Origin of the sequence: Youngiibacter multivorans, from assembly GCF_017873395.1 — a bacterium.
GTDB lineage: Bacteria > Bacillota > Clostridia > Clostridiales > Clostridiaceae > Youngiibacter > Youngiibacter multivorans.
In genome coordinates this window covers 1-24,621 of sequence record NZ_JAGGKC010000021.1, presented here as the reverse complement: position 1 = coordinate 24,621, position 24,621 = coordinate 1, and the positions used below count along the sequence as shown (strand labels likewise).

26 protein-coding genes and 1 tRNA gene are annotated in these 24,621 nt (G+C 46.7%); 24 read left to right on the top strand and 3 right to left on the bottom strand.

What is annotated here, in order from left to right; translation table 11 throughout:
• Positions 1-221: 221 nt before the first annotated feature.
• From J2Z34_RS11955 to J2Z34_RS11910, 10 genes are all read left to right on the top strand, one after another.
• The gene (locus tag J2Z34_RS11955) at positions 222-716 is read left to right on the top strand and encodes a ferritin family protein (protein ID WP_209460102.1); all 495 of its coding nucleotides are present in this window, start codon (positions 222-224) and stop codon (positions 714-716) included.
• A gap of 47 nt (positions 717-763) precedes the next feature.
• On the top strand, positions 764-2,248 hold the full coding sequence (locus tag J2Z34_RS11950) for a carbon starvation CstA family protein (RefSeq protein ID WP_209460101.1): 1,485 nt from the start codon (positions 764-766) through the stop codon (positions 2,246-2,248).
• A gap of 137 nt (positions 2,249-2,385) precedes the next feature.
• Positions 2,386-2,868, top strand: coding sequence for a nucleoside-triphosphatase (locus tag J2Z34_RS11945; protein WP_209460100.1), 483 nt, complete (start codon positions 2,386-2,388; stop codon positions 2,866-2,868).
• Entirely contained in the window at positions 2,865-3,404 is a 540-nt protein-coding gene (gene thpR / locus J2Z34_RS11940; protein WP_209460099.1) for an RNA 2',3'-cyclic phosphodiesterase, read from the top strand. The genes J2Z34_RS11945 and thpR overlap by 4 nt, the downstream gene beginning before the upstream one ends.
• Positions 3,405-3,463: 59 nt before the next feature.
• Complete coding sequence (locus J2Z34_RS11935; protein WP_209460098.1) at positions 3,464-4,516, top strand: ADP-ribosylglycohydrolase family protein; 1,053 nt, start codon at positions 3,464-3,466, stop codon at positions 4,514-4,516.
• A gap of 13 nt (positions 4,517-4,529) precedes the next feature.
• Entirely contained in the window at positions 4,530-4,799 is a 270-nt protein-coding gene (locus J2Z34_RS11930; protein WP_209460097.1) for a MoaD-like domain-containing protein, read from the top strand.
• A 103-nt stretch (positions 4,800-4,902) separates the two neighbouring features.
• Positions 4,903-6,858 (top strand): sigma-54-dependent Fis family transcriptional regulator, encoded by a 1,956-nt coding sequence (locus J2Z34_RS11925; RefSeq protein ID WP_245250710.1) that lies wholly within the window; start codon positions 4,903-4,905, stop codon positions 6,856-6,858.
• 140 nt (positions 6,859-6,998) lie between these two features.
• The gene (locus tag J2Z34_RS11920) at positions 6,999-8,804 is read left to right on the top strand and encodes an aldehyde ferredoxin oxidoreductase family protein (protein ID WP_209460096.1); all 1,806 of its coding nucleotides are present in this window, start codon (positions 6,999-7,001) and stop codon (positions 8,802-8,804) included.
• A 10-nt stretch (positions 8,805-8,814) separates the two neighbouring features.
• Positions 8,815-9,039 (top strand): MoaD/ThiS family protein, encoded by a 225-nt coding sequence (locus tag J2Z34_RS11915; RefSeq protein WP_209460095.1) that lies wholly within the window; start codon positions 8,815-8,817, stop codon positions 9,037-9,039.
• A gap of 87 nt (positions 9,040-9,126) precedes the next feature.
• Positions 9,127-10,335 carry a M20 metallopeptidase family protein gene (locus J2Z34_RS11910; protein WP_209460094.1) on the top strand — a complete coding sequence of 403 codons (1,209 nt, stop codon included), beginning with the start codon at positions 9,127-9,129 and terminating at the stop codon, positions 10,333-10,335.
• Between the two features lie 107 nt (positions 10,336-10,442).
• Here the strand turns inward: J2Z34_RS11910 and pdo are convergent, their stop codons facing one another.
• The 3 genes from pdo to J2Z34_RS11895 all read right to left on the bottom strand — a co-directional run bounded on the left by pdo (position 10,443) and on the right by J2Z34_RS11895 (position 12,925).
• The gene (pdo, locus tag J2Z34_RS11905) at positions 10,443-11,084 is read right to left on the bottom strand and encodes a protein disulfide oxidoreductase (protein WP_209460093.1); all 642 of its coding nucleotides are present in this window, start codon (positions 11,082-11,084) and stop codon (positions 10,443-10,445) included.
• Between the two features lie 53 nt (positions 11,085-11,137).
• Positions 11,138-12,127, bottom strand: a complete 990-nt coding sequence (locus J2Z34_RS11900; RefSeq protein ID WP_209460092.1) for an NAD(P)/FAD-dependent oxidoreductase — start codon at positions 12,125-12,127, stop codon at positions 11,138-11,140.
• Positions 12,128-12,214: 87 nt separating this feature from the next.
• Positions 12,215-12,925 carry a hypothetical protein gene (locus J2Z34_RS11895; RefSeq protein ID WP_209460091.1) on the bottom strand — a complete coding sequence of 237 codons (711 nt, stop codon included), beginning with the start codon at positions 12,923-12,925 and terminating at the stop codon, positions 12,215-12,217.
• Between the two features lie 143 nt (positions 12,926-13,068).
• Here J2Z34_RS11895 and J2Z34_RS11890 point away from each other — a divergent pair, with 143 nt between their 5' ends.
• The 14 genes from J2Z34_RS11890 (at position 13,069) to J2Z34_RS11825 (ending at position 24,521) form a co-directional block, all read left to right on the top strand.
• Positions 13,069-13,758: a response regulator transcription factor gene (locus J2Z34_RS11890; protein WP_209460090.1), complete on the top strand. Its 690-nt coding sequence runs from the start codon at positions 13,069-13,071 to the stop codon at positions 13,756-13,758.
• Positions 13,755-15,128: a sensor histidine kinase gene (locus J2Z34_RS11885; protein ID WP_209460089.1), complete on the top strand. Its 1,374-nt coding sequence runs from the start codon at positions 13,755-13,757 to the stop codon at positions 15,126-15,128. The genes J2Z34_RS11890 and J2Z34_RS11885 overlap by 4 nt, the downstream gene beginning before the upstream one ends.
• A 110-nt stretch (positions 15,129-15,238) precedes the next feature.
• Positions 15,239-16,090 (top strand): 4Fe-4S binding protein, encoded by an 852-nt coding sequence (locus tag J2Z34_RS11880; protein ID WP_209460088.1) that lies wholly within the window; start codon positions 15,239-15,241, stop codon positions 16,088-16,090.
• Positions 16,087-16,812: a hypothetical protein gene (locus J2Z34_RS11875; protein ID WP_209460087.1), complete on the top strand. Its 726-nt coding sequence runs from the start codon at positions 16,087-16,089 to the stop codon at positions 16,810-16,812. Before J2Z34_RS11880 ends, J2Z34_RS11875 begins: the two co-directional genes overlap by 4 nt.
• A gap of 125 nt (positions 16,813-16,937) precedes the next feature.
• The gene (locus tag J2Z34_RS11870; RefSeq protein WP_209460086.1) at positions 16,938-17,456 is read left to right on the top strand and encodes a cysteine hydrolase family protein; all 519 of its coding nucleotides are present in this window, start codon (positions 16,938-16,940) and stop codon (positions 17,454-17,456) included.
• Between the two features lie 21 nt (positions 17,457-17,477).
• Positions 17,478-18,314 carry a pirin family protein gene (locus tag J2Z34_RS11865; protein WP_209460085.1) on the top strand — a complete coding sequence of 279 codons (837 nt, stop codon included), beginning with the start codon at positions 17,478-17,480 and terminating at the stop codon, positions 18,312-18,314.
• Positions 18,315-18,449: 135 nt separating this feature from the next.
• On the top strand, positions 18,450-19,544 hold the full coding sequence (locus J2Z34_RS11860; RefSeq protein WP_209460084.1) for a bifunctional glycosyltransferase family 2/GtrA family protein: 1,095 nt from the start codon (positions 18,450-18,452) through the stop codon (positions 19,542-19,544).
• Positions 19,545-20,501, top strand: coding sequence for a phosphodiester glycosidase family protein (locus J2Z34_RS11855; RefSeq protein WP_209460083.1), 957 nt, complete (start codon positions 19,545-19,547; stop codon positions 20,499-20,501).
• Positions 20,502-20,504: 3 nt separating this feature from the next.
• Positions 20,505-20,705, top strand: a complete 201-nt coding sequence (locus J2Z34_RS11850; protein ID WP_209460082.1) for a hypothetical protein — start codon at positions 20,505-20,507, stop codon at positions 20,703-20,705.
• Positions 20,706-20,908: 203 nt separating this feature from the next.
• Positions 20,909-20,984, top strand: a tRNA-Thr gene (locus tag J2Z34_RS11845).
• A gap of 198 nt (positions 20,985-21,182) precedes the next feature.
• Positions 21,183-21,953 carry a DUF6904 family protein gene (locus J2Z34_RS11840; RefSeq protein ID WP_209460081.1) on the top strand — a complete coding sequence of 257 codons (771 nt, stop codon included), beginning with the start codon at positions 21,183-21,185 and terminating at the stop codon, positions 21,951-21,953.
• Positions 21,954-21,994: 41 nt separating this feature from the next.
• Entirely contained in the window at positions 21,995-22,552 is a 558-nt protein-coding gene (locus J2Z34_RS11835) for a 3'-5' exonuclease (RefSeq protein ID WP_209460080.1), read from the top strand.
• 99 nt (positions 22,553-22,651) lie between these two features.
• A complete protein-coding gene (corA, locus tag J2Z34_RS11830) occupies positions 22,652-23,665 on the top strand; it encodes a magnesium/cobalt transporter CorA (protein WP_209460079.1) in 1,014 nt (337 codons plus the stop codon).
• Positions 23,666-23,693: 28 nt separating this feature from the next.
• The gene (locus J2Z34_RS11825; RefSeq protein ID WP_209460078.1) at positions 23,694-24,521 is read left to right on the top strand and encodes an HAD family hydrolase; all 828 of its coding nucleotides are present in this window, start codon (positions 23,694-23,696) and stop codon (positions 24,519-24,521) included.
• Positions 24,522-24,621: the final 100 nt, after the last annotated feature.

Sequence of the window (24,621 nt, the reverse complement as noted above, 5' to 3'; positions counted from 1 at the left end):
TATACATTTAGCATGAATATATACCCTGAAGTTTTCTGATATGAAATCTTCAGGGTATTAATTGTTTAATTGGCAAAAATATGACAATTGGACTGATTCATTGAGCATGTTAGATATAAATTTAATAGTCGTAAAATGTAAACGATTATGGTCATACCATTGACAATTGAGTTCATAAATAGTTAAAATAATATTAAGAAGTTTTGAAAGGAGGGGTAATAATGTCTGTCAAATGGAACGGTACCAAACTCGTCAAGCTTATAGCTGACAATGAGATCAAGGTGGCGGAACTTTACAGGACTATGGCTAAGGAGGTAAACAAGGGAATTGGTGTACAGTTCTTCGAAAATCTTGCAAAAGATGAAGAGAGGCACAACATGATCTACGTTGCTCTGCTCGGCAAGGTCCCTGATGTTGGCGACGTGGAACTGGATGAGGATGATGCAAGGTACTTGGATTTATTGATCGATAATAATTTTCTCAACGATTCCGAAGCGGTTGTTGCCAAAGCAAGGGCGCTTTTTGACAAGAGTCAGGTCTTCGATATCGCCGAGAGGGTAGAGACGGATTCTGTGATGTTCGTAACAGAGCTTGCCAGAGTCTATCCGGACCTAGCCAAAGGGGATCTGGAGACTATCCTCAAGGAAGAAAAGAAGCACCTTAGAACCATCCTGGAAAAAAAGACAGACAGGGCAATTTTCCGTATCGGTATGTGACAAAGGGTCACAAGCACTATTCTTAATAATTCATAAGGGGGATTATTATGTTAACTTTCTTGGTTGGACTTGCAATTCTGTTAGTAGGTGGATTGGCTTACGGAAAGTATTGCGAAACAGTATTCGGACCTGATGACAGGGAGACACCGGCAGTAGCTAAGGCAGACGGAGTTGACTTCGTCGTAATGAAAAAATGGAAGAACAGTCTTATAGAGCTTTTGAACATAGCAGGTACAGGACCGATCCTCGGGCCTATACAGGGAATACTTTTCGGGCCTATAGCTTTCATAACCATACCTGTAGGCTGCGTACTCGCTGGATCACTTCATGACTATTTCTCAGGAATGATTTCAATGAGAAACGGTGGAGCCCAGATGCCTAAGCTCATACAGAAGTACCTTGGAAAGGGTGTCTTCAATGTATACAACATAGTAGTATGGATACTCATGCTTCTTGTTGGAGCAGTTTTCGTATATACACCTGGAGACCTCATAGTAAATGAGCTTATCGGGCAGAAGCCTCTGTTCGAGAATCCAACAACATGGATAGTATATGCAGCAATATTCCTATATTATCTTATAGCTACACTTTTCCCGATTGACCAGATAATAGGAAGGGTATACCCGATATTCGGAGCTATCCTCATATTCTCAGCAATTGGAATATTTGCTGGAATCATGCTTGACGGTGGAGCAAACCTTCAGAACCTCAATTTCTCACAACTGTTTGGAAACCATCCTTCAAAGCTTCCGTTCGTACCAGTATTCTTCATAACAGTAGCATGCGGAATCATGTCAGGCTTCCACTCGACACAGGCTACCCTCATAGGCAGAGCTGTAAAGAGCGAGAAGGAAGGCAGAATGACATTCTTCAACATGATGCTTGTTGAAGGCTTCATAGCAATGTGCTGGGCAGCCGGTGCAATGATACTCTTCGGAAGAGGAACAGACATAAAGACTGGCGCAACACTCATGATCGGTCTTGTTTCAAGGGAATTCCTCGGACCTATAGGCGCAATATTTGCAATAGCAGGCGTAATAGTACTTCCGATAACTTCAGGAGACACAGCATTCAGGTCGCTTAGACTAATGCTTGCTGAAACCTTCCACATCGACCAGGTCAATTACACTAAGAGAGTAACGCTTACAGCAGGCATATTCGTACCAGCTATAGCAATCCTCTACTATGCTAAGTCAAATACTGCAGGATTCAACATCCTCTGGAGATACTTCGCATTCACAAACCAGACAATAGCAGTATTCGCACTTGCGATGATATCGGTATACCTTCTCATCCACGGGAAGAATTACCTCATATCGCTTATTCCTGGAATGTTCTACTGCTTCGTGGTCACTAGCTACATAATCCATGCACCGATAGGCTTAGGTCTTGAGACCAAGCTTGGAATGGATCCTGCAAGCTACACGGCTTCGTACATAGCAGCAGGTGTTCTTACCGCAGGATATGCCCTGTTCATCAGGACATATGGAACAAAGCAGAAGGAAAAGATACTCAACACAGTAATAGAATAGTATCAGTTTCCCAGGGACCGTCAGTCTGACGGTCCCTTTGCATTTCCTGAAAAAGTGAAAAGTGGTGTATTCTGAAGCTTTATCTTGCATTACAAAGTATAATGTAATCATGAATCGATTTTTTGGCAGGTGATAGTATGGTTTGGATAGTTACTGGAGGTATTGACAAGGGAAAGACTGCAAGGGTACTTGTCCTTTGGGATGACCTGAAGGACCTGGGATATGACGGGATTGTGTCACTCAAGGTATTTGTGGGTGATGAATTGATGGGATATACCCTTAAGAGGCTTTCCGATGGGACAGAGAGGATGCTTGCAGTAAAGGAGGAATCCAAGGTATTCAGGCTTCAGTCAGGGAATCTGTTCTTTGATCCTGATGCCTTCGAGTGGGCTGATGAGGTAATTGATGAGATATGCAGGGATCCAAGGTGCGAAGGTATAATCATCGATGAGATAGGCCCCTTGGAACTCCGCGGCATGGGCTTATATGATGCATTCACTGAGGCGCTGCTGTGCGGCAAGGATGTCATTGCTGTCGTCAGGAAAAGCTCGCTTGAAGATGTACTTGAAAACTTCGAGATCGAGGAATTTGTCCTCATGGATGTGGAGGAAGAACAATGAGGATCTTCATTGGGATTGACTTCGGAGAAGGACAAAAGGAAGCGATAATGAAGGTGCAGGGAAGCCTCAGGAATATTGCCCAAGGAAGGTTCACGCGGGCGCAGAATCTTCATCTGACGCTGAATTTCCTGGGAGAAGTCGATGAAGCTAAGCTTAGTGATGTCTTCAGAGCTGTTGATGAGGTTGCTGCTGAAACCAAATTCTTCTCACTTGCAATAGGAAGGCTTGGCCAGTTCCCGTCAGGGAGAAAGAAGATAATCTGGCTTGGAATGGAAGGCAGTAAAGAGCTTTACGAGCTGTACGACAGGCTTTCTGAAAAATTCGGGAAGATTGGCTTCATGAAAGAGGAGAGACCGTATTCCCCTCACCTGACTCTTGCGAGGGAAGCAAAGCTTGAAAAGCCACTCGATACGGTTGATGTTTCTCCTCTATCAGGAATCGGGATGGCAGAAGTCACTGAGATCACGGTATTTGAGAGCACCAGCCGCAGCGGTGTCCTTGAATATTTGCCGCTTCATTCTGCAAAGCTCCTCTGATGTCCGGTTAGTGGTATACCTGTCCTGATATCCTAAGGATAACGAAAGGATGTGGTTGTATGGGAGAGCGAGACCTTTACAGAGGATGCCTTCTGGGGGGAGCAATAGGAGATGCTTTGGGATATCCCATTGAATTCATGAGCCGTGATATGATTCAAAAGAAGTACGGGAAGGACGGGATAACCGACCTTGTCGTTTCAAAAGGCGGAAAAGCCTTGATTTCAGATGATACGCAGATGGCGCTTTTCACGGCTGAAGGCATAGTTTGCAGCGAGATGCTGAGACGACAGGGGAAAGTGAGCGAACCTTCAGATGAGGTTTTCAGCGCATATGGAAGATGGCTGTTCACTCAGGGGGAAAAGAGGCTAAAGCCTGAAATGAAAGGCTGGCTGCTCGACCATGTGGATCTCCATAACAAGAGAGCACCAGGGAACACCTGCCTGCAGTCGCTGTTATCAGGCATCAAGGGTACATGGCAGTCTCCTCACAACTGGAGCAAAGGCTGCGGAGGAGTCATGAGGACTGCACCGGCAGGTCTCTTCTATGAGAAAGGTGAAGCATTTCTAAAAGGTGTTGAATTCGCTGCGATAACACATGGCCATCCATCGGGATATCTACCCGGTGGGGCATTAGCCTTCATGATTGCCTCGATAATATCTGGCTCTGGTATCAGGGAAGCAGCTGAGGAAGCCATTGATGTAATTGAGTTGTGGGATGGCTCCCTGGAAACAGCAGCGAAGCTCAGACTGTCAATAGATCTGGCAGATTCTAAATCCAATGATGCGGATGCCATAGCAAAAATTGGAGAAGGCTGGGTCGGAGAAGAAGCCCTGGCGATTTCAACCTACTGTGCCATACGATATGGAAGTGACTTCAGGAAAGCTCTTGCAGCTTCTGTCAATCACGACGGTGACAGCGACAGTACCGGTGCGATAACAGGAAACCTTCTGGGTGCCAGGTATGGTGTTGAAGTCATTCCAGATGACTGGATAGATACCTTGGAGCTGAAGGATGTTCTGATAAGGACTGCTGACGACCTTTATGACCGCTATATTGGCACACCTGACTGGAAAATACGATACGGGACGGGTAAAGGATCAGTCTATCTATAATTGGAGGATGCATATGACTAAGAAGACATTCCTCATGAGAGGAAAGGAAAGGCAGGAGTTTCTTGAATACTTTTCAAGGCTCGGAGGGATATCCTCGGAAGAATCTGATGGGACCATGCTTTTCAAAGGCGAAGGCTGGATGGCGGAAATCGGCCCTCAGACTGTGTATATGCTTAAAACCATAACGTTTCCTGAGGTCGAGGTAACGATTGAAGCGGATGATAAAGTCTTCGAAGGCCTGCTGAAGGATTACCGGATAAAGTTCCTGACAGCTGGTGGTTGAATCTTTGTACCGTAATGGAACGGTTTGCGTTGTAAGTTAGAGACATTTGCTGTAAACTTGGAGTATATGCTTCAAGTTTTTTCTATTGCCGGAGGTGGATTTGTTGGAAGAACAGTCATATGGCACAATTGATGCCAGAGTACCTGGAATAAAGGACTATATCGAAAGGTCCCATGAGAGATGCAGGAGATACAAGGTCGGAAGCGACAGGGTATATTCGAAGCGGATTCTTGAGGGACGCGAGCTGTTCGAGAAGCTGGAGGAAAACAACAGCCTCATTCTGACCGCCGCTCCGTTCATAAACAACCTTCACGAGTTCGTAAGGGGCTCTGATTTCTTCACGATACTGACAGACAGGGAAGGGTGCATACTCTCCGTAATAGGTGATGAGAACATTCTGACTGAAGCCTTCTCTTTCCATATGGTTCCAGGTGCATACATGGATGAAAGGAGCATCGGGACAAATGCCATGGGTACCTGCATCGAAGAACGGATTCCTCTTCAGGTATCAGGAAGCGAACATTTTGTCAGTGTCTATCACAGGTGGACGTGCTCAGCAGCGCCAATCTGGGATCCTGAAGGAAATCTGATCGGGACTCTGGACCTTACTGGCTACAGCGATGGAGTCCATTCCCACACATTAGGAATGGTGGTTGCTGCCGCCCATTCCATAAGCAAGATGATGGAATCCGAGAAGTCTAAAAGCGACCTTTCTGAAAGGCAGATGTTCCATGAGGCAATACTCGACACCTTCCAGGTTGGAGTCGTTGTAATGGACTTAAGCGGAAACATAGACATGACGAACAACATGGCATGCGACATGTTCGGATACGACAAGGACGACATGAGGCGAATCAATGCCCGGAAGCTACTCAGGGACTGGGATTCCATACGAAGGAGCCTGATCGAGGACGGTACGGAATACGAGGCTGATACTGACGTATTTTCAAGGAAGAACAGATTGCAGTACAATGTAAGCATCTACAGACTGACTCGTGGGAAATATGATTCAATTGTAATGGTCCTTAAGGAAGTCAGGAAACAGAGGAAACTCGCTGAAAAGCTCATGGGCAGAAGGGCGATATACACCTTTGAGAAGATAATTGGACAGGACCCGAATTTCGTAAAGGTCCTGGACCTTGCAAAGAAGATTTCTGACAGCAAGTCAACAGTGCTTCTAATGGGTGAAAGCGGAACCGGAAAGGAACTCTTCGCCCAATCCATACACAACAGGTCTACACGTTCAAGGGAACCGTTCATTGCACTCAATTGCGGTGCCATACCGAGGAACCTGATCGAATCGGAGCTGTTCGGATATGAGGAGGGTGCGTTTACCGGAGCAAAGTCCAAGGGGATGCCAGGAAAGTTTGAGCTTGCAGACGGAGGGACACTGTTCCTCGATGAGATAGGTGAGATGCCCATCGACCTTCAGACAAGGCTTCTCAGGGTTATCGAGGAGGGTACTGTCTCAAGGATCGGAAGCATCAATGACAATGTAGTTAACGTCAGGGTCATTGCGGCGACAAACAGGGAACTGAGGGATGAGGTTGAGAAGGGAACGTTCAGGAAGGACCTTTACTACAGGCTTAACGTACTGCCGCTGAGGCTTCCTTCACTCAAGGAACGAAGGTCTGATATCCCAATACTTTTTGATTTCTTCATGGGTAGAATCTCCAAGAAGCACAACAAGAAGAGGATTGATTTCACAAGGGACCAGATGGACAGGCTGATGGATTATGACTGGCCAGGAAATATCAGGGAACTGGAGAACTATGTGGAGCTTGTTGTCAATACGGAGAGCGCACCGGACATCTTCGAGGTCAACCGTGGAAGAGGAGATCTGCCGATGGCTGGAGCTTCAGGACCATCCCGAAGGGTAGCAAGCCTCGGTGAAATAGAGAAGGAACATATACTCTTCATGCTGGAGCATGAGGACTGGAACATATCAAAGGCTGCCAAATCACTTGAGATTGGCAGGAATACCCTATATCGAAAGCTTGAGGGTTACGGACTCGATGTATCATTTCGGGACAAGGTCCCAGAATGGAACACTAAATAATATGCATAACCGCTCCATTATGGAGCGGTTGTTTTTTGATCAAAATGTAAACCATTGCAATTCAAACGTTTTCAGGCTTGACAATATTTGGCATGATTCTTGCTTATATATTAGTACAGAACAACCATAGGAGGGATCGTATGTCAAACTATTACGGATACCAGGGTACAGTACTGAGGGTCGACCTGACCGCAGGGACAGTCAAGAAGGAGCAGCTGAATCTTGATGATGCAGTTAAGTTCCTTGGGGGAAGAGGACTTGGCACTAAGATGCTCATTGATGAGATTGATGCTAACGTAGATGCTCTCAGTCCTGAGAATAAGCTTATCTTCGCTGCAGGACCACTTACAGGAACCAATACCCCAACCGGCGGCAGGTACATGGTAATAACCAAGTCACCTCTTACAGGAACGGTTGCAAGCTCGAATTCAGGCGGATTCTTCGGCGCAGAGATGAAGTTTGCCGGCTATGACATGATAGTCCTTGAAGGAAAATCAGAAAAGCCAGTATACCTGAACATAGTTGATGACGAAGTTGAGATAAAGGATGCTTCAGGGCTTTGGGGAAAGCTTGTTGCAGATACCACTGATACTCTCGAAGGAATCCATGGCGAGAAGGTAAAGGTAGCATGCATAGGACCGGCAGGCGAAAGAATGTCACTCATGGCTGCAGTCATGAACGACAAGGGAAGGGCAGCAGGCAGGTCAGGAGTCGGTGCCGTTATGGGATCGAAGAACCTTAAGGCTATCGTTGTCAAGGGATCTAAGAAGGTAGAGGTCAAGGATCCTGCAATGCTCAAGGAAGTATTTGCAAGATGCACCAAGAAGATCAGGGATAACGGCGTTACCGGACAGGGACTTCCTGCATACGGAACTGCTGTGCTCGTAAACATAATCAACGAGAATGGCGTACTGCCAACCAAGAATTTCCAGGAGTCACAGTTTTCCTTTGCTGAAGAGATAAGTGGAGAGACTCTTGCTGAGAAGTATCTTACAAGAAAGGATCCATGCTTCAGATGTCCGATAGGCTGCGGAAGATACTGCGAAGTTGACGACATAAAGGGACAGGGACCAGAATACGAGACAGTATGGGCTTTCGGCTCTGACTGCGGCGTAAAGGACCTTCCAGCCGTAATAAAGGCTAACTACTGGTGCAACGAGTACGGACTTGACACAATTTCTGCCGGCGCAACCATCGCCGCTGCAATGGAGCTTTATCAGAGAGGCTACATCACCAAGGAAGAGCTTGGCGACGGACCTGAGCTTCTTTGGGGAAGTGCAGACGCAATAGTAGAATGGACAAAGAGAATGGGAGCGGTTGAAGGCTTCGGAATCAAGCTTGCAGAAGGCTCATACAGACTTTGCGACAGCTACGGCGTTCCAGAGTATTCAATGACAGTAAAGAAGCAGGAGCTTCCTGCATACGACTCAAGAGGAATACAGGGACACGGAATTTCATATGCAACCTCAAACAGAGGCGGATGCCACGTAAGAGGCTACATGATCTCCCCTGAGATCCTTGGACTTCCAGAGAAGCTTGACAGGTTCTCAGTTGAAGGTAAGGCAGAATGGACCAAGCTGTTCCAGGATTTCACAGCAGCCATAGATTCATCAGGACTTTGCCTGTTCACATCCTTTGCTATGGGTGCAGACGACTATGCTGACCTCATAAACGCGATCACCGGCTCAACATACACAGGAACTGAGTTCATCGAGGCTGGAGAGAGAGTATGGAATCTTGAGAGAGTATGGAACATGAAGGCAGGCATAGCTGCATCAGAGGATACACTTCCAAAGAGACTTCTTGAGGAGCCGATTGTTGAAGGACCATCAAAGGGCTGGGTAACCAAGCTTAATGAGACTCTTCCTGAGTACTACAAGGTCAGAGGCTGGTCGGAGGCTGGAGTTCCATCGGAAGACAAGCTTTCAGCACTTGGACTGAAGTAAGGAGGAACCATTGGACCTTACGATAAGGCTGTTCGCCACACTGCGTGAAAACAGGGGTAAGATTCTTAACCTTGAGGTGTCGGAGGGTGAATCCATCCGTACAATACTCGGCTCCATGGGAATCATGGAGGAGGATGTGGCAATACTGCTTAGAAACGGAAGGGATGCATCTCTTGATGATTTTCCTGAGGATAAGGACACGCTTTCAGTTTTCCCGCCAGTAGGCGGGGGCTGAAGACAATATGAGAATCCGGGCGATGCCCGGATTCTTTCTTGTATGGTGATTGAAGTGACTGCCCTAAAGGATATATAATCAGTGTAATTGAATTTGAAGGGAGGGGTATATCTGTCAAAGAGGATATCGGAGATACTTGAAAAAAATTATGACGAGATAGTGTCCATACGGCACAGCATACACATGGAGCCTGAGATCGCATTTGAAGAGGTGAAGACGTCTGCACTCGTTGCAGAGACCCTCAGAAAGCTTGGAATAGAGACAAGGACAGGGATTGCGAAAACCGGTGTACTTGGAGTGCTCCATGGCAGAGGACCAGGAAGGACAGTGCTGCTTCGGGCGGACATGGATGCATTGCCCGTTGATGAGATGGCTGATGTTCCGTATAGGTCCAAGGTAAAGGGGAAGATGCACGCTTGCGGTCATGATGCACATACCGCAGGACTTCTTGGTGCTGCCATGATTCTGTCTGAGCTTAGGGATTCATTTGACGGATGCGTCAAGTTCATGTTCCAGCCAGCTGAAGAAGAGGATGGTGGAGCTATGCCGATGATAGAGGAAGGCATCCTTGAATCGCCGAAGGTGGATGCAGCGTTTGGATGCCACCTGTGGGGACTGATGAAGGAAGGAAAGGTAGCTGTTTCCGGCGGACCCATCATGGCTTCGCCTGATGTGTTCGACCTTGTCATAAAAGGCAAAGGGGGACATGGCGCTCAGCCTCACCTCACAATTGACCCTATAGCGGTGTCAGCTGCCGTAATTTCGGCCTTTCACAATATGGTGGGCAGGAGAGTTGATCCACTTGTTCCGGCAGTGGTTTCCGTCTGCAGTATAAACGGCGGTGAAGCACATAACGTCATACCTGATAAGGTGGTGATGAAGGGTACCATACGCACTCTTGACGAAGAAACGAGAAAGAGGATTCCTAGGGAACTTGAGAAGCTTGCAACCGGTATTGCCGAGTCAATGGGAGCAACAGCCAGCTTCACATATGGCAAAAGGTTCCCTGTCCTCATAAACGATCATGACATGGCACACCTTGCAAGGGAATCATTCAAAAAGCATGCGGACAACGAAAACGTATCTGACAACCAGATTCAGTCAATGGGCGGTGAGGATTTCGCCTACCTTGGCCAGCATGTTCCTTCCGCCTACGCATTCATAGGCATTGCTAAGGATGAAGCAGATCCGGTCCTTCACCACAATCCCTATTTCTCGTTCGATGATTCGAACATGAAGCTTCTTTCCAAGGGACTGGCACAGATTGCACTGGACTTCCTGTCAGAAGATAAGTGAAGAAATTCAGGAAAACTGGTCGTTTCATTCATAGACCCAATTAAACAGTAAAGGCCAGGAAAAGGCATCTGCCTGATCCTGACCTTTTTTGCTTATTCCGGCAGAGTCTAAACTCTCTCCATTTCAGCAAGGAATGCCTGTATGGGCTGGTTTCCGAGAAGCTCATGCTTATCGTTGATGACTATCTTCGGAACACCAGATACGTTGAACTTGTTTGAAAGGTCAGAGAATGTCTCAGCCTCGACCATCTCAGCATCGATAAATGGATTCATGAGTGCCATCTTATGAGCCTTCTGTACTGCTCCTGCGCAGTGAGGGCAGCTTAAAGTGACGAAAACCTTGATATTGGTAGGCTTGTCGATCTTCCTTATCCTTTCTTCAAGGTCCTTAGGAAGCTCCGAAGTCCTTCCGGATACTTCAAGCAGGGCAGGGATGAATGAGTTTATCTCATGTCCAGCTGGGATTCCATTGAACTTAACACCCTCGTACTTTCCATCCTTATTGAGAAGGACTATGCTTGGAACCATGGTGACATTGTATTCCCTGGCAAGCTCGGAATTCTTGTCAAGGTCAAACTTCTTTAGGTGTATGAGGTCGCTTAGCTCCTCTATCTCCTCCATGTAGCCTGTGGTTTCTTCACAGCTGTAGCATTCGCCTTCCTTTGTGAACAGGGCGATTGTAACATCACCTCCGAGGTCATTAAAGACCTCCTTTAGCTGGCTTCTCAATTCTTCGTTGAACATTTTCATTTTCATTTCCTCCATTTATCGATATTTTATATTAATATATTTCTAACTTTTCATCAGGCCTTCAGCCTGTTAAGGTATTCGCTGGCAGAGAGGGCAGCCTTCGCACCATCGCTTGCTGCTATGACTATCTGCTTGTAGGGCACTTCTGTAACATCACCTGCTGCGAATATTCCCGGCACGTTTGTCTCGTTCTTCTGGCTTACAATGATTTCTCCATGGCTGTTAAGGTGTAGGATCTTTCCAAATGGCCCTGTATAAGGGTCATGTCCTATCTCAACGAACAGTCCGTCTCCTGGGATTGTCTTTTCCTCGCCGGTAGAGTTGTCCCTGGCCTTCAGCCCTTTGAATGTGCCATCTCCAAGTACCTCTGTAATTGTAGTGCCGAGCATCACGCTTATCTTCGGATTCGAGTACAGCTGGTCTGTGAGAACCTTGTCTGACCTGAACTGGCTCCTGTGGACTATGGTTACCTTCGAAGCAACCTTGGCAAGGTCTATTGCAGCTTCGGCAGCTGAATTTCCACCGCCAGCTACGAATACCTCCCTGCCCTTGAAGAAGGGGCCGTCGCATATGGCGCAGTACGATACGCCCTTGCCTGAATACTCGGATTCACCAGGAACACCAAGAGTCCTTGGCTTTGAGCCTGTGGCAACTATCAGGGATTTTGCCCTGTAGATCTCGCCACTGTCAAGTGAAAGGCTGTGTACTCCGGCTTCTGTAGTTATTCCAAGAACTTCAACATCAGAGAGGACTGGAATATTGTTCTGGTCAACATGTGACAGGAACTCGTGTACCAGGCCTTCGCCTGAAATTGACTTTATACCGAGGTAATTGTCTACATCAGAGGTATCCAGGATCTGTCCGCCTTTCCTTTTGGTCAGGATACCGGTTGTCAGACCTTTCCGTGAGGCATATAGAGCGGCATTTAGTCCTGCCGGTCCTCCTCCGACCACCAGAATGTCATATACAATCTCAGGATTCAGAGTGTTTTGACTTGCCTGTGCTAATGTGCTCCCGAAGTCGAGATTAAGCTTGAAACTCATTGTTTTCCTCCTTTATAAGGGACGGAACTTGAGGGTTGTCCCTTTTAGAAGATGCATTCGCAGCAATTGGTACTGCTGCTTCTGCATCTATGTGTTCTTTATTATCTTGCATACTGTAGATTCGCTTATGCCACCGAAAAGCACTCCGATTTCCTTTAATGATAGGGTAGTCCTCTTCCTGAAATCATGGATCATCTGATTGCGCAGCTCGCGGTCTTTAAGCAGTTCTTCTATAGTCTGTCCGGAGTCCTGTGCAAGCGATGAAAGCTTTACTTTAGCTTCCTCGAGGGTGTGGAGACAGTCTCTGCACTCCTTGTCCTCATCTGGTGCGCTTATCGGTTCTGAGTCTTCCTTCTTGAGCGGTGTCACCCAGTCAAGCTTTAGAGGAGATTTTCCTCCATAGACGCAGAAGCTGTTCCACTCTGTGGCTTCCTTGCTCCTTTCATGCAGAGCACCTATGGTCTTAAGTGTCTCATCCTTGTCATTCATGAGAGTGCTCCTGTACCTGTCCCTGAATAGCCTTCCCTTGCACTTTACGTACATTGCGTAGCCTATGTTTATGCTCTTCATCACCTTCGACAGGTCGCTGCCGTTGGTATCCAGTACAAGCTGGTACTCATTGTCTGAAAGGAGACAGTATGCATATAGCTTGAAATTGAAATTTGCCTGGGTCCTTTTAAGGATCTCCATGAAACGGTACCTGTCGCCCTCATTCTCAAAGAGCACCCTCTCACCGCCTCCGGTCTGGCGGATCAGGAAGGTTCCGAAATCGTCCTTTATACGTGCTGTCCGTGCCAACCTTACCACCTGCCTTCATTAACAATATATCAGCGATTCAAGTATAAGTCAAGTACCGTCCCCATAAATTTTCCTGTGATGAACCCTGTGTTGAAACCTTGCAGCGTTTGGATGCTATAATCATCAGTAAGAGGTGATCTTTTGTGGAAGAGATAAGGGTGCTCCTGGTTGATGACGAGCCGGGGATAAGGGATATGATAAAGGAATATATGGCCGGAGGCGGGTATGAGCCTGATGAAGCAGGAGACGGCCTTAAAGCTCTTGAGATGCTGGAGGTGAAGAAGTACGACATTGTGGTCCTGGACATCATGATGCCCGGCATGGACGGCTGGAGCGTGGCTAAAGGTATAAGGAAGACTTCGGACATTCCAATCATAATGCTATCAGCGCGTGGAGAGGAGTATGACAAGCTTCTTGGCTTCGACATGGGAATCGATGACTACATGGTCAAGCCCTTCAGTCCAAAAGAGCTGCTTGCAAGGATCAGGGCTCTGACAGCGAGAAGAAGGAGGGAAGTCATTTCCTCCGGCAGAAGGCTCGAGTTCAAAAGCCTGGTCATTGACCTGGATGGGCGAAAGGTAATGAACTCATCAGAGGCTCTGCAGCTCACACCGAAGGAGTTCGAGCTGCTGTCATTCCTTGCTGAGAATCCCGGCAAGGCGTTCACAAGGGACCATATCCTGTCCGCAGTATGGGGCTATGACTTCGAAGGAGACGACAGGACGGTCGATACGCATATCAAGCAGCTGAGGGAAAGGCTCGGAGAATCCAGGAAGATGATAGTGACTGTCTGGGGAACCGGCTACAAGTTTGACCCGGAGGTGGGATCATGAGGGGAATCACGCTGAGGCTCTTCAAGGGCATGATGGTGCTCGTGGCAGTGATGCTATCTGTACTCTGGCTTTTTCAGGTCGTCTTCCTTGAGGATTTTTACAGCACAAGGCAGATTGGACTGATGGAGGACAAGGTGGCTGAGATTGCCGTCGAGATAGGGCAGAAGGGCTTTGATGATCCTGAGCTTCACTCTGATATGGCTGAATTTTCCGAGGTCTATAACCTGGTGATAGGAGTCTTCGACAACTCAGGTGTTTCGGTATATAAGGCCGGTGGTGAAACATCTTCGGGAACACAGAATTTCTTCGACAAGCATATCATGGAGGTTGTATCTGAGGCACTTAATGGCAATACAATAAACAAGACCGAGGAGCAGACGAGGACAGGCGGAAAGTTCCTGTTTCTTGCGACTCCGGCAGGCAGTGGCGCTTTGGCCGCTGCAGTACCTCTAGCCCCTGTTTCCGATACTGTTTCCATACTCAAGGTACAGCTCCTCTACATTACGGCAATTCTTCTCTTTGTTTCATTCCTTCTGTCCTACATCCTCTCCGGAAGGTTCGTAAAGCCGATTCTAAAGATAACAGATGCTGCCAGAAAAATGGCAAAGGGAGACTTTGATGTCGACCTTGAGGTAAGGGGAAAAGATGAAATCTCAGCACTTGCCAGGGATATGAGGGAAATGGGCATTGAGCTTGGGAAGACTGAAAGGCTGAGGAAGGACCTCATCGGAAACATATCGCATGAGCTGAGGACGCCGCTAAGCCTCATTCGCGGCTATGCCGAAACTCTGCGTGATGTAACGGGAAACGACCCTGAAAAGAGGAACAGGCAGCTTGGGATCATAATAGAAGAGTCTGACAGGCTCTCCGAGCTCGTTGATGACATCCTCAGTATGTCCAGGCTCGATTCGGGAGCTTCAAAGCCTGAACTGGGAATCATGGACCTCTCAGAAGCAGCTTCAGTTGTTTCAGAAAGGTTCCGGGACCTTTCTTCAAGGACTGGAATACGTCTCGAATTTGAAGCTGAAAAGGGCTGTATGATCCTGGCTGACCGAAAGTACATGGAGCAGGTGGTAGTAAACCTTATTGGAAATGCCTTCAAGCATGGCAGAGAGAAGGTAGTTGTTAAAGTAATTAAGTCATCTGGCCAAGTAACCATGAGTGTCGTCGATGACGGGCAGGGGATCAGTGAGGAAGACCTCCCAAGAATATGGGAAAGGTACTACAAAGGCAAGGGTGAAGGGGCGAAGGGCACAGGTCTTGGACTTGCCATTGCAAAAAGCATCCTCGAATCCCATGGGTTCGCATATGGTGCCTCGAACAACGATTCAGGAGGAGCCAGGTTCTGGTTTTCAGCCAGGTCAGCTTAAATGGTTCTTAATTCACCATTTTTGACTACATTCCCTCACAGATCCCTCACATCTTCCAATTAATATGAGTACATGGAAATTCCTGAATCTGTCTTATGGGAGATGTCAAAATGAAAAAGAAATCAAAGCTCAGACTCTATGTACAGATATTTTTCTTTGCACTTATCGGACTTATCGCAATAAACCACACGCTTGCAGAATCCGGTCTTGGCATTCCGCTTATCGCCGATGCTTCGCTTCACGCAATCTGTCCCTTCGGTGGAGTCGTAACACTCTATAACCTGGGCACTTTAGGCACCTTCATTTCGAAGATACATATGTCCTCAGTCATATTGATGACACTAGTATTCATCCTTGCCATTCTGTTCGGGCCGGTATTCTGCGGATGGGTATGCCCGCTTGGTTCATTCCAGGAATGGATAGGAAAGCTTGGCAAGAAGATCCTTGGAAAAAGGTTCGGGAAGGTAATTCCGCAGAAGGTCGACAATGTACTGAAATACTTCAGGTATGTTGTGCTCGTCTGGGTTGTCTATGTGACTGCAAGGTCGGGATACCTCATGTTTGCTGAAATTGACCCTTATAACGCACTCTTCTCCTTCTGGTCCAGCGAGGTAGCAATTCCAGGTCTCATAGTGCTCCTTGTGACAATGGGCGCATCCCTCGTTATCTCGAGGCCATGGTGCAGGTATGCCTGCCCTTACGGTGCACTCCTTGGTCTGTCGAACAAGGTAAGGATATTTGGGATAAAGCGAAACGAGTCAACCTGCATAAGCTGCAAAAAGTGCGACACCAGCTGTCCTATGGGAATAGTCATATCAGACAAGACCAAGGTTACTGACCTACGCTGCATCAGCTGCATGGAGTGTACCTCCGAAAAGGCTTGCCCGATACCTGATACTGTCAACCTGATGAACGGACTGTTCATATCAGTGCCTAAAGCAGGCGGGGAGGTAAAGGCATGAGAAAGATATCTTCAAAATTCATGGCATTAACTGTTTTTCTTGTAATCTTCGGCGGTATAGGAGCCACAATCCTTGCCGATGTATGGACAACTGAATCCACAAAGGTCCCGGTTACCTACAAGGAAGGGGAATTCGAAGGCCAGTACAATCCCCAAGACATAAGGGGATCATACACCTTCAGTGAGGTTTCAGATCTTTTTGAAGTGGAACTGGACGATCTTTTTGAAGCCTTCGGAATACCTGAAGGTACGGACGGTACAACCATACAGACAAAGGTCCTGGAGGAGATGTATCCAAATCTTCCAAATGAGATCGGCAACGGTTCAGTACAGCTGTTCGTGGCATTCTACAAGGGACTGCCCGCTGAGTATGATGACACCTATTTGCCAGCTCAGGCAAAGGACATACTGTACACGGTGAACGAAAAGCTCACTGCAGAAGAAAAGGCATACATAGAATCACATCTTGCGGTACTTCCTGAGCCGGCAGGAGAAGATACGGCACCAACTGAAGCAGCGGCCACTGAAGAGGTCGAACCTCTTGTAAAGGGCGCTACGACCTTCCAACAGGTGCTCGATGCAGGAATAACCAAGGCAGAGATTGAGGAAATCTTAGGCTCCGCCATGCCGGCTACGAATCTCCCAATAAAGGATTATTGCCTGGATAAGGGACTTTCATTCTCTGAGGTCAAGGATAAGCTGAATGCTCTGATCGAGAACTAGAAATATAGGGAGCCATCTCCGATTCATTTCGGATATGGCTCCCTTTGTTTTGTATTCATGGTAGATTCCCTTTCTTGCGAAAACATTTTCATGAGGGTATGATTGAATGAGAGGAGGTGGATCGGATGAGAAAGGTGCTCGTGGTAGTCGACATGCAGAAGGACTTCATCGATGGTGCCCTTGGTACCAGTGAAGCTGTTGAGATAGTTCCAAGGGTAGTAAAGAAGATTTCCACCTGGAACGGCGATGTGGTATTCACGAGGGATACCCATAAGGAAGAATACCTTCAGACCAATGAGGGAGGAAACCTTCCTGTAATGCACTGCATTTCCGGAACGCCAGGCTGGGAGATAGAAAAAACCGTGCTTGAAGCAGCAGTAGGGAAAAAGAAGATTTACGACAAGGACACCTTCGGATCCAAGGAGCTTGCGATGGACCTGAGTTCTGATGGTGCTGACGTTGTCGAGCTAGTTGGACTTTGCACTGACATCTGCGTAATAAGCAATGCTCTGCTCATAAAGGCGTTTCTGCCTGAGGCTAAGATCAGGGTGGATGCTTCCTGCTGTGCAGGGGTGTCGCCTGAAAGCCACCAGAATGCTCTGGATGCGATGAAAGTCTGCCAGGTAGAGATCATTAACGGATAATATTGCAAAGGGGGAAATGATATGGGTGAAAGAAAACTAATCAAGACTGTAAGGGGTTCAGATGCAGTGGATGGAGCAGGTGTAAGGCTTGTAAGGGTACTTGGTCATGACACTGTAACAGACTTCGATCCCTTCCTTATGCTTGATGCATTTGATTCAAGGGATCCGAAGGACTATATCAAAGGATTCCCGTGGCATCCGCACAGGGGAATTGAGACCGTAACCTACCTTATCGAAGGCAGGATTGAGCACGGTGACAGCCTTGGCAACAGCGGAGTCATCGGCAATGGCGACTGCCAGTGGATGACAGCCGGAAGCGGTATCATCCATCAGGAGATGCCAAAGGAAGCTGAAAGGATGCTGGGGCTCCAGCTTTGGCTGAACCTTCCTGCAAAGGACAAGATGACAGAACCAAAGTACAGGGACATAACTTCTGCAATGGTTCCGAAGGTAGAGGAGCCTGATGCAACAGTCTCCGTAATATCAGGTACATTCAGAGGGGTTGAAGGAGCAATACAGGGAGATTACGTGAAGACCCTGATGCTGGATGCGGACATCAGGCCGGGAGGAAGCCTTAAGGTAGAAGTCCCTCAAAGGAATACACTTTTCTTTTACATGGTAAAGGGCTCTGGAAGCATGGATGGTGGTGAAATCACTGCAAAGAGTGCAAACCTGACATCTGAAGGTGAAGTGGTTAATCTCACTGCAGGAAGCGAAGGCTTACGAGCGATCATATTCTCAGGTGCTCCTCTCAAGGAGCCTGTTGCATGGGGAGGACCCATCGTAATGAATACCAGGGAGGAGCTTGACAAGGCATTTTCTGAGCTTCGCGACGGTTCATTCATACGTCACAAATAAAAAAATCGAAGAAGGCTCAAAGGCCTTCTTTTTTTGCCTTGATTTTGCGGTACATTGGAGGCTGTTTTTCGGGGATTATAAATGCCTTGAGGGTTATGATTTAGACATCAAAGAAAACAAGGCAGGTGGATATAGATGGAAACAAGAAGACGAATAGTTGTGCTTATACCGGCATACAAGCCGGGAGAAGCTTTGGTAAGGCTCACCAGGCAGCTTGTAAGCATGGGATTCATGGTGGTAGTTATAAACGACGGAAGCGGCACTCTATACAATTACTACTTCAGCATGCTTCCTACTGAGGCTCTGGTACTTAACCACACCACGAACAGAGGGAAGGGCAGGGCACTTAAAACCGGACTCGAATACATACACAGGCACTTTCCCAGCATAGCGGGAGTTGTGACAGCAGATGCCGACGGACAGCATCTGCTGGAGGATATTATGAAGGTTTCGAAGGAGCTGGAAGAGAATGAGGGCAGCCTTATATTAGGCTGCAGGCGGTTTGATGGTAAGGTTCCGATTAGAAGCAGGCTCGGAAATCTCCTTACAAGATGGATATTCGCCGCATCCTCTGGAAAAATGGTTACCGACACCCAGACAGGCCTCAGGGGGATTCCATACAGGCTGATACCTGAAATGCTTAGGATTGAAGGTGACAGGTATGAATACGAGATGAATATGCTGCTGTCCGCTGCAAAAGGCAAGACAGTTATCCGGGAAGTACCGATAAGGACGGTCTATATAAGGGGAAATGAGTCCTCACACTTCAGGGCGGTAAGGGATTCTGTGATGATCTACGGTAGGATATTGAAATTCGGACTTTCATCTCTGGTATCCTTCGCCCTTGACTTCACGATTCTTCTGATCCTGAGACAACTTACATCATCACTTGAGCCGTCGTTGTCACTTCTATTAAGCGTTTCAGGCGCAAGGGCAGCAAGCTCAGTATTCAACTTCATGCTGAACAAGAGCCTTGTATTTAAGAGCAAAGGTAGTGCCGCTCCTGAGGCAATGAGGTATTTCACACTGGCAGGCGGGATCCTTGCCGCTAACTACGGATTACTATACCTGCTCAATATTACTTTTGGAATCAACATTGCTATTGCCAAGGTTGTGACTGAGCTGCTTCTATATGCTGCAAGCTATCGCATCCAGAGGAATCTGGTGTTCAGGGAAGAAAAAGGCATCAAGGCGAAAATGGATGCGGCGATCACAGGGAGGCTTAAATAGATGAAAAAGAAGAGACACCCGGCATTTATGATAATTTTGGATATTCTGGCAGTAGCGGTAATAGTTGGCGGTATAGCTGCCTACAGGCTGCTCATCCCTGAAACATATGTGGCTAACGCATCTGGGACTGAAGCTGTTTCTACAGCAGCTTCAGCAGCTGATACAAGTGAAAAAGCTGTGTCATCAGACACAGGAACAACTGACTGGGGTGAAGCATTTGCTGACAAGTTCACTGAAGGCGAGATCATTGAGACAGATACCTCATATATGAGTAAAAATGTCAATGTGACCATGACTACGGTACAGGAAGATGGTGTAACCTATTACGTGCAGGATATTTATGTCAGGAGCATTGAAAACCTGCAGACTGCTTTTGCTGAAGATACTTATGGCAAGGCAGTTACAGACTGGGTTCTGGATATGGCGATAGAAAATGATGCTGTGGCAGCAATAAACGGAGACTACTACGGAGTTGAAAGCGGCGGTGTAGTAATAAGGAACGGTGTGCTCTACAGGGATGATGCCAATGCAGATGTGCTTGTCCTATACTATGACGGAACAATGAAGGGATTTTCAGCAGCTGAATTCGATGCTGACCTTGAGATGGCAAACGGTGCGTATCAGGCATGGAACTTCGGCCCGTTGCTTGTAGAGGAGGGGACTGCACTGACAAGCTTCTCCAGCAGGATAAGCGGAACGAATCCAAGGACCGCTATTGGCTGCATAGAACCTGGCCACTATGTGTTCATTACAGTCGATGGAAGGCAGGCAGGATATTCAAGCGGAATGACTCTGAAGCAGCTTGCAGCGACAATGGAATCTCTAGGGTGCCAGGTTGCATACAATCTGGATGGGGGACAGACATCAACAATGACCTTCGGTGATGAGATAGCAAACCAGCCCTACAAGGGCGGACGCCTTACCAGCGACATCATATTCATAACGGATGGTGAATGACAGATGGACAAGATCAAAAGGTTGACAGCACACGTAGGGATAATCCTCTCGGGCATTATCCTTGTTTTCTACATCATCGACTTGTTCAACGCTAAGAGCCTCTTCATGGACAGCGCAGCATCTCAGGGAGCAGCTCTTGTGCTAAGCGTAATATCTATATCCATGGCAATTATGATACTCGGAATGACAAGGCAGAAAGAGTGAATATTGGGATGCCTACACAAATGTGTGGCATCCTGTTTGCTTCATATGACATTGATATTCATTTGAAAAGCCGAAAAAATCTTCGGGAATTGTCTGATTGTCTGGTAGTTTTACAGCAATTCAGTATTCAGAATAATTGACGAAAAACAAAAAACGCACTATTATAGTAAAGGTAATGAGTGTGAAGGCACGTTTACCTATATGCTGGGGTAGCTCAGGTGGTAGAGCAGCTGATTCGTAATCAGCAGGTCGAGGGTTCGAGTCCCTTCTTCAGCTCCAAATTGGATATTTAAAATGAGCAGCATTTGATGTTGCTCATTTTTTTATACCGTCATAGTGCAATATTTTTGAAATGAATCTGTTTCATGTATAATTTATGGTATGTGCAGGATTTAACTTTAATCCGGCGTGTGTTTTGTTCTGATCTGAGTACAGAATCCATAAACTATCTATTATAATACCTTCAGGAGGCTTCATATGATTAAGGTTGAGACAACACCAAATATAACTGGAGTCAAAATAAGCGGAGACTATAACGATTTGTACGTGCTTGTCGGCGCTCTCCATGAGATAGCAATCCTCGATGACGATATCAGGAATTCCAGATACCTTGAGATGTCAAACAGGATTCTAGGGTTGTGCTACGATATCAGGCACGCTTTCCAGGGTGACAGGGAGATAATGCTTGCAGAGAACGGAATGGATGAAGACCTGATGAAAGTCCATTCGATAATTGCCCCAAAGAACAATGTATACTTCAGCTGCAATTGTCTTTACCCGGAAATGTTCTTTGTGATGCTTGCCCTTAACAAGCTCGTTGAGTTAAGGATAAGAGCACTGACAAAGAATACCTACATATTCAGTGAAGCCTTAGACAAAAAGGTAGTATGGGATATGACAATCACACAGGTCAGGCTTCTGCAGGCAGCATTCGCGGAGTGCATGAAAGGAACCCTTTCAGAAGGGTCCTTTTCCAGGTGGCTTAATTTTATGAACGGCAGATTTTCAGTTATCGAATCCCTCACCACCCAGTATATTGACCTGCTTAACCTCAAGTTCATTTCAATGCCAAAGGAAAAACGTTTGAAAAATCTCAATGTCTTTGCCAAAAGGATTGCTGAATTCGAATATGACATGAAACATAAGGAAATCAGCATAATAGTCAGGGAGGGGGCGAAACAATACGAGTGCCCTCCGGGTGAAATAATGGTCCGAGGGCATGAATATCCCGAGGAGATTGAATGGTAGAATCAGAGAGTAAATCAACATCTCATAAATTAGGAGTTCAAATGGAAACTAATATGATAAAAGAATATACAGTGATCGATGTGGAGACACCAAATGCCAAGAATGATTCGATCTGTTCAATAGCGCTCATAAGGGTGAAGAACGATGAAATTGTATCGAAGGAATACCATCTGGTGGATCCTGAAGACTATTTTGACCAGTTCAATGCAAGGCTGCATGGAATTTCGAAGGCTATGGTAAAAGGGAGTCCTGTCTTCCCTGAACTCTGGGATAAGATAAGCCATCATTTTACAGATGGAGTGATCATAGCCCACAATGCCACCTTCGACCTGAACGTGCTCGCGAAGTCACTAAGGAGAAGCAGGATTGTTGTGCCGGAATTCCGATATGTCTGTACCTTCAGGCTATCGAAATCAGCGAATACCGGACTCAGGAAACATGGACTCAGCTCGGTGTGCGAGTACTATGGGCTTGCACTTGAAGACCACCATAATGCACTTTGCGACGCTGTGGCCTGCCAGGAGGTTTACAGCAAAATCAATTCAGTAAGACCTGTGACATTTGCTGACATAAGTGTCTCGAGCTTCAGCAGGGGTTGAATGAACAATGCTCACTCGCCTTTATTTCTTTGAAAGCATCTATAGATTCATGAAGTTTGCTAAAATATACTTGAGAGGCGAAACGGCGGGGGGATAGCGATGGAAAGCAATGTGATACCAGGAAATGGCTGCATCTTTGAGATAATGGACTACAGTAACGATGGGTTCAGTGAATATTGGGTGGAAGACAAAGAAGGTGTGGATTTTGAGAACCTTGGAAGGATTCCGGAAGGCACCACAAGATGGATAAACATAGATGGCGGATGCCCACAGTCTACACTGGAACGCATCAGCGGAACCTTCAGCATCCATCCACTCATTACGGAGGATATTACAAATAAAATTCAGAGGGCAAAGATCGAGGATTACGACGACTATCTGTATATAGTCTCCAAGATGATCTACTATAACGAGGATGAACTTGTCATTGAGCATATCAGCTTCATACTTGGATGCAACTACGTCATATCCTTCGGGGAGCTTAAAGGGGACGTATTTACTAATATCCGTGACAGGATAAGAAACCAGAATACTCTTATCAGGAAATCAGGAGCCGATTATCTTATGTATTCTCTTCTAGATGCAATAGTTGACGGATATTTCGAAGTGCTTGAGGTACTGGGTGAGAGGATCGACAAGGTTGAGGAAGTGGTACTGCAGAAATCTTCAAAGGAAACACTGCATGAGATAAGGGAAATCAAGAACAACCTCATGTACATACACAAATACATCTGGCCTCTACGAGAAGTTACATCATGGCTCGGGAAGGATTCCACCGAGCTGATCAGGCCTGCCACCGAGCTTTATATCAGGGACGTTTATGACCATATCATCCAGATAATAGACACTACGGAGACCTACCGTGAGCTTCTTGCAGGACTTATCGACCTGAACCTTTCAAGCGTAAGCTTCAGGCTTAACGAGGTAATGAAGGTACTTACGATAATTTCAACAATATTCATCCCACTTACATTTATCGCAGGAGTATACGGGATGAACTTCAAGTACATGCCGGAGATTGGCTGGAAATATGGCTATTATGCAACCTGGATTGTAATGATTGTCATTGCAGTCTCAATGATTATCTACTTCAAGAAAAAGAAGTGGTTCTGATTGCTTTGATTTTGAGGAGGTAAAGGTCATGACAAGAAAGCTGATATGTTCTGACCTCGATGGAACTCTTCTTACAAGCTTCAAGAGGATTTCAGATTACAATATAAGCGTTATAAGGTCACTTCAGAACGAAGGACATGTCTTTAGTGTCTGTACTGGAAGGCAGATACGCTCCGCTGCATATTATGCGTCGCTTATCGGGCCTGATGCTGATGTAATAGCCTCAGGGGGCAATCTGATCTTAAGTGGAGGTACGTGCATCCACAGGACATTCCAGGACCAGAAGCAGCTCGGAATGATCTATGACATCGCTGAAAGGTATGGCCTTATTGCCGGCTTCCATGGCATCGAAGCCCTATATGTTACGAAATCCTTTCAGGCTGCTGTGGTCAATGCGGCAGCTAATCTGGTTCTCCCGAAGGAGATCGAGAGAAGAGTTACACTTCAGGACAAAAATGAGTTTCTTTTGCATTCTGATGAATATGTGCTCTCCACACTTATGGGAATGGACCAGTCAAAGCTGCAGTCAGCAAAGGAAGAGCTTGATCAAATTGGCAGCCTCAACATAGTTTCCCCATTCACCGGTGCATTTGACATTTCTACCAGGGAATTCGACAAGGGAACTGCCATAAGGATGCTTGCAAATCATCACGGGATATCCATTGAGGATGTGATCTCATTCGGAGACGGAGACAACGACCTGTCGATGGCAGATTCATCAGGAACGCTGATAGCCATGGGTAATGCGAAGGATTCCCTGATGCTTCTGGCAGATGCTGTTGCAGATACCAACGACCATGATGGAGTTGGCAGAAAGCTCGTTGAAATATTTGGAATTGATGAGGCTTCCCTTTAGGGAGCCTTTTTGCGCGACGGGCAGTTGCTACATAATGAGACTACAGGGTCTCACTATATCTCCAGAATTAAGCATGATGTTTACGATACAGGGTATAAAC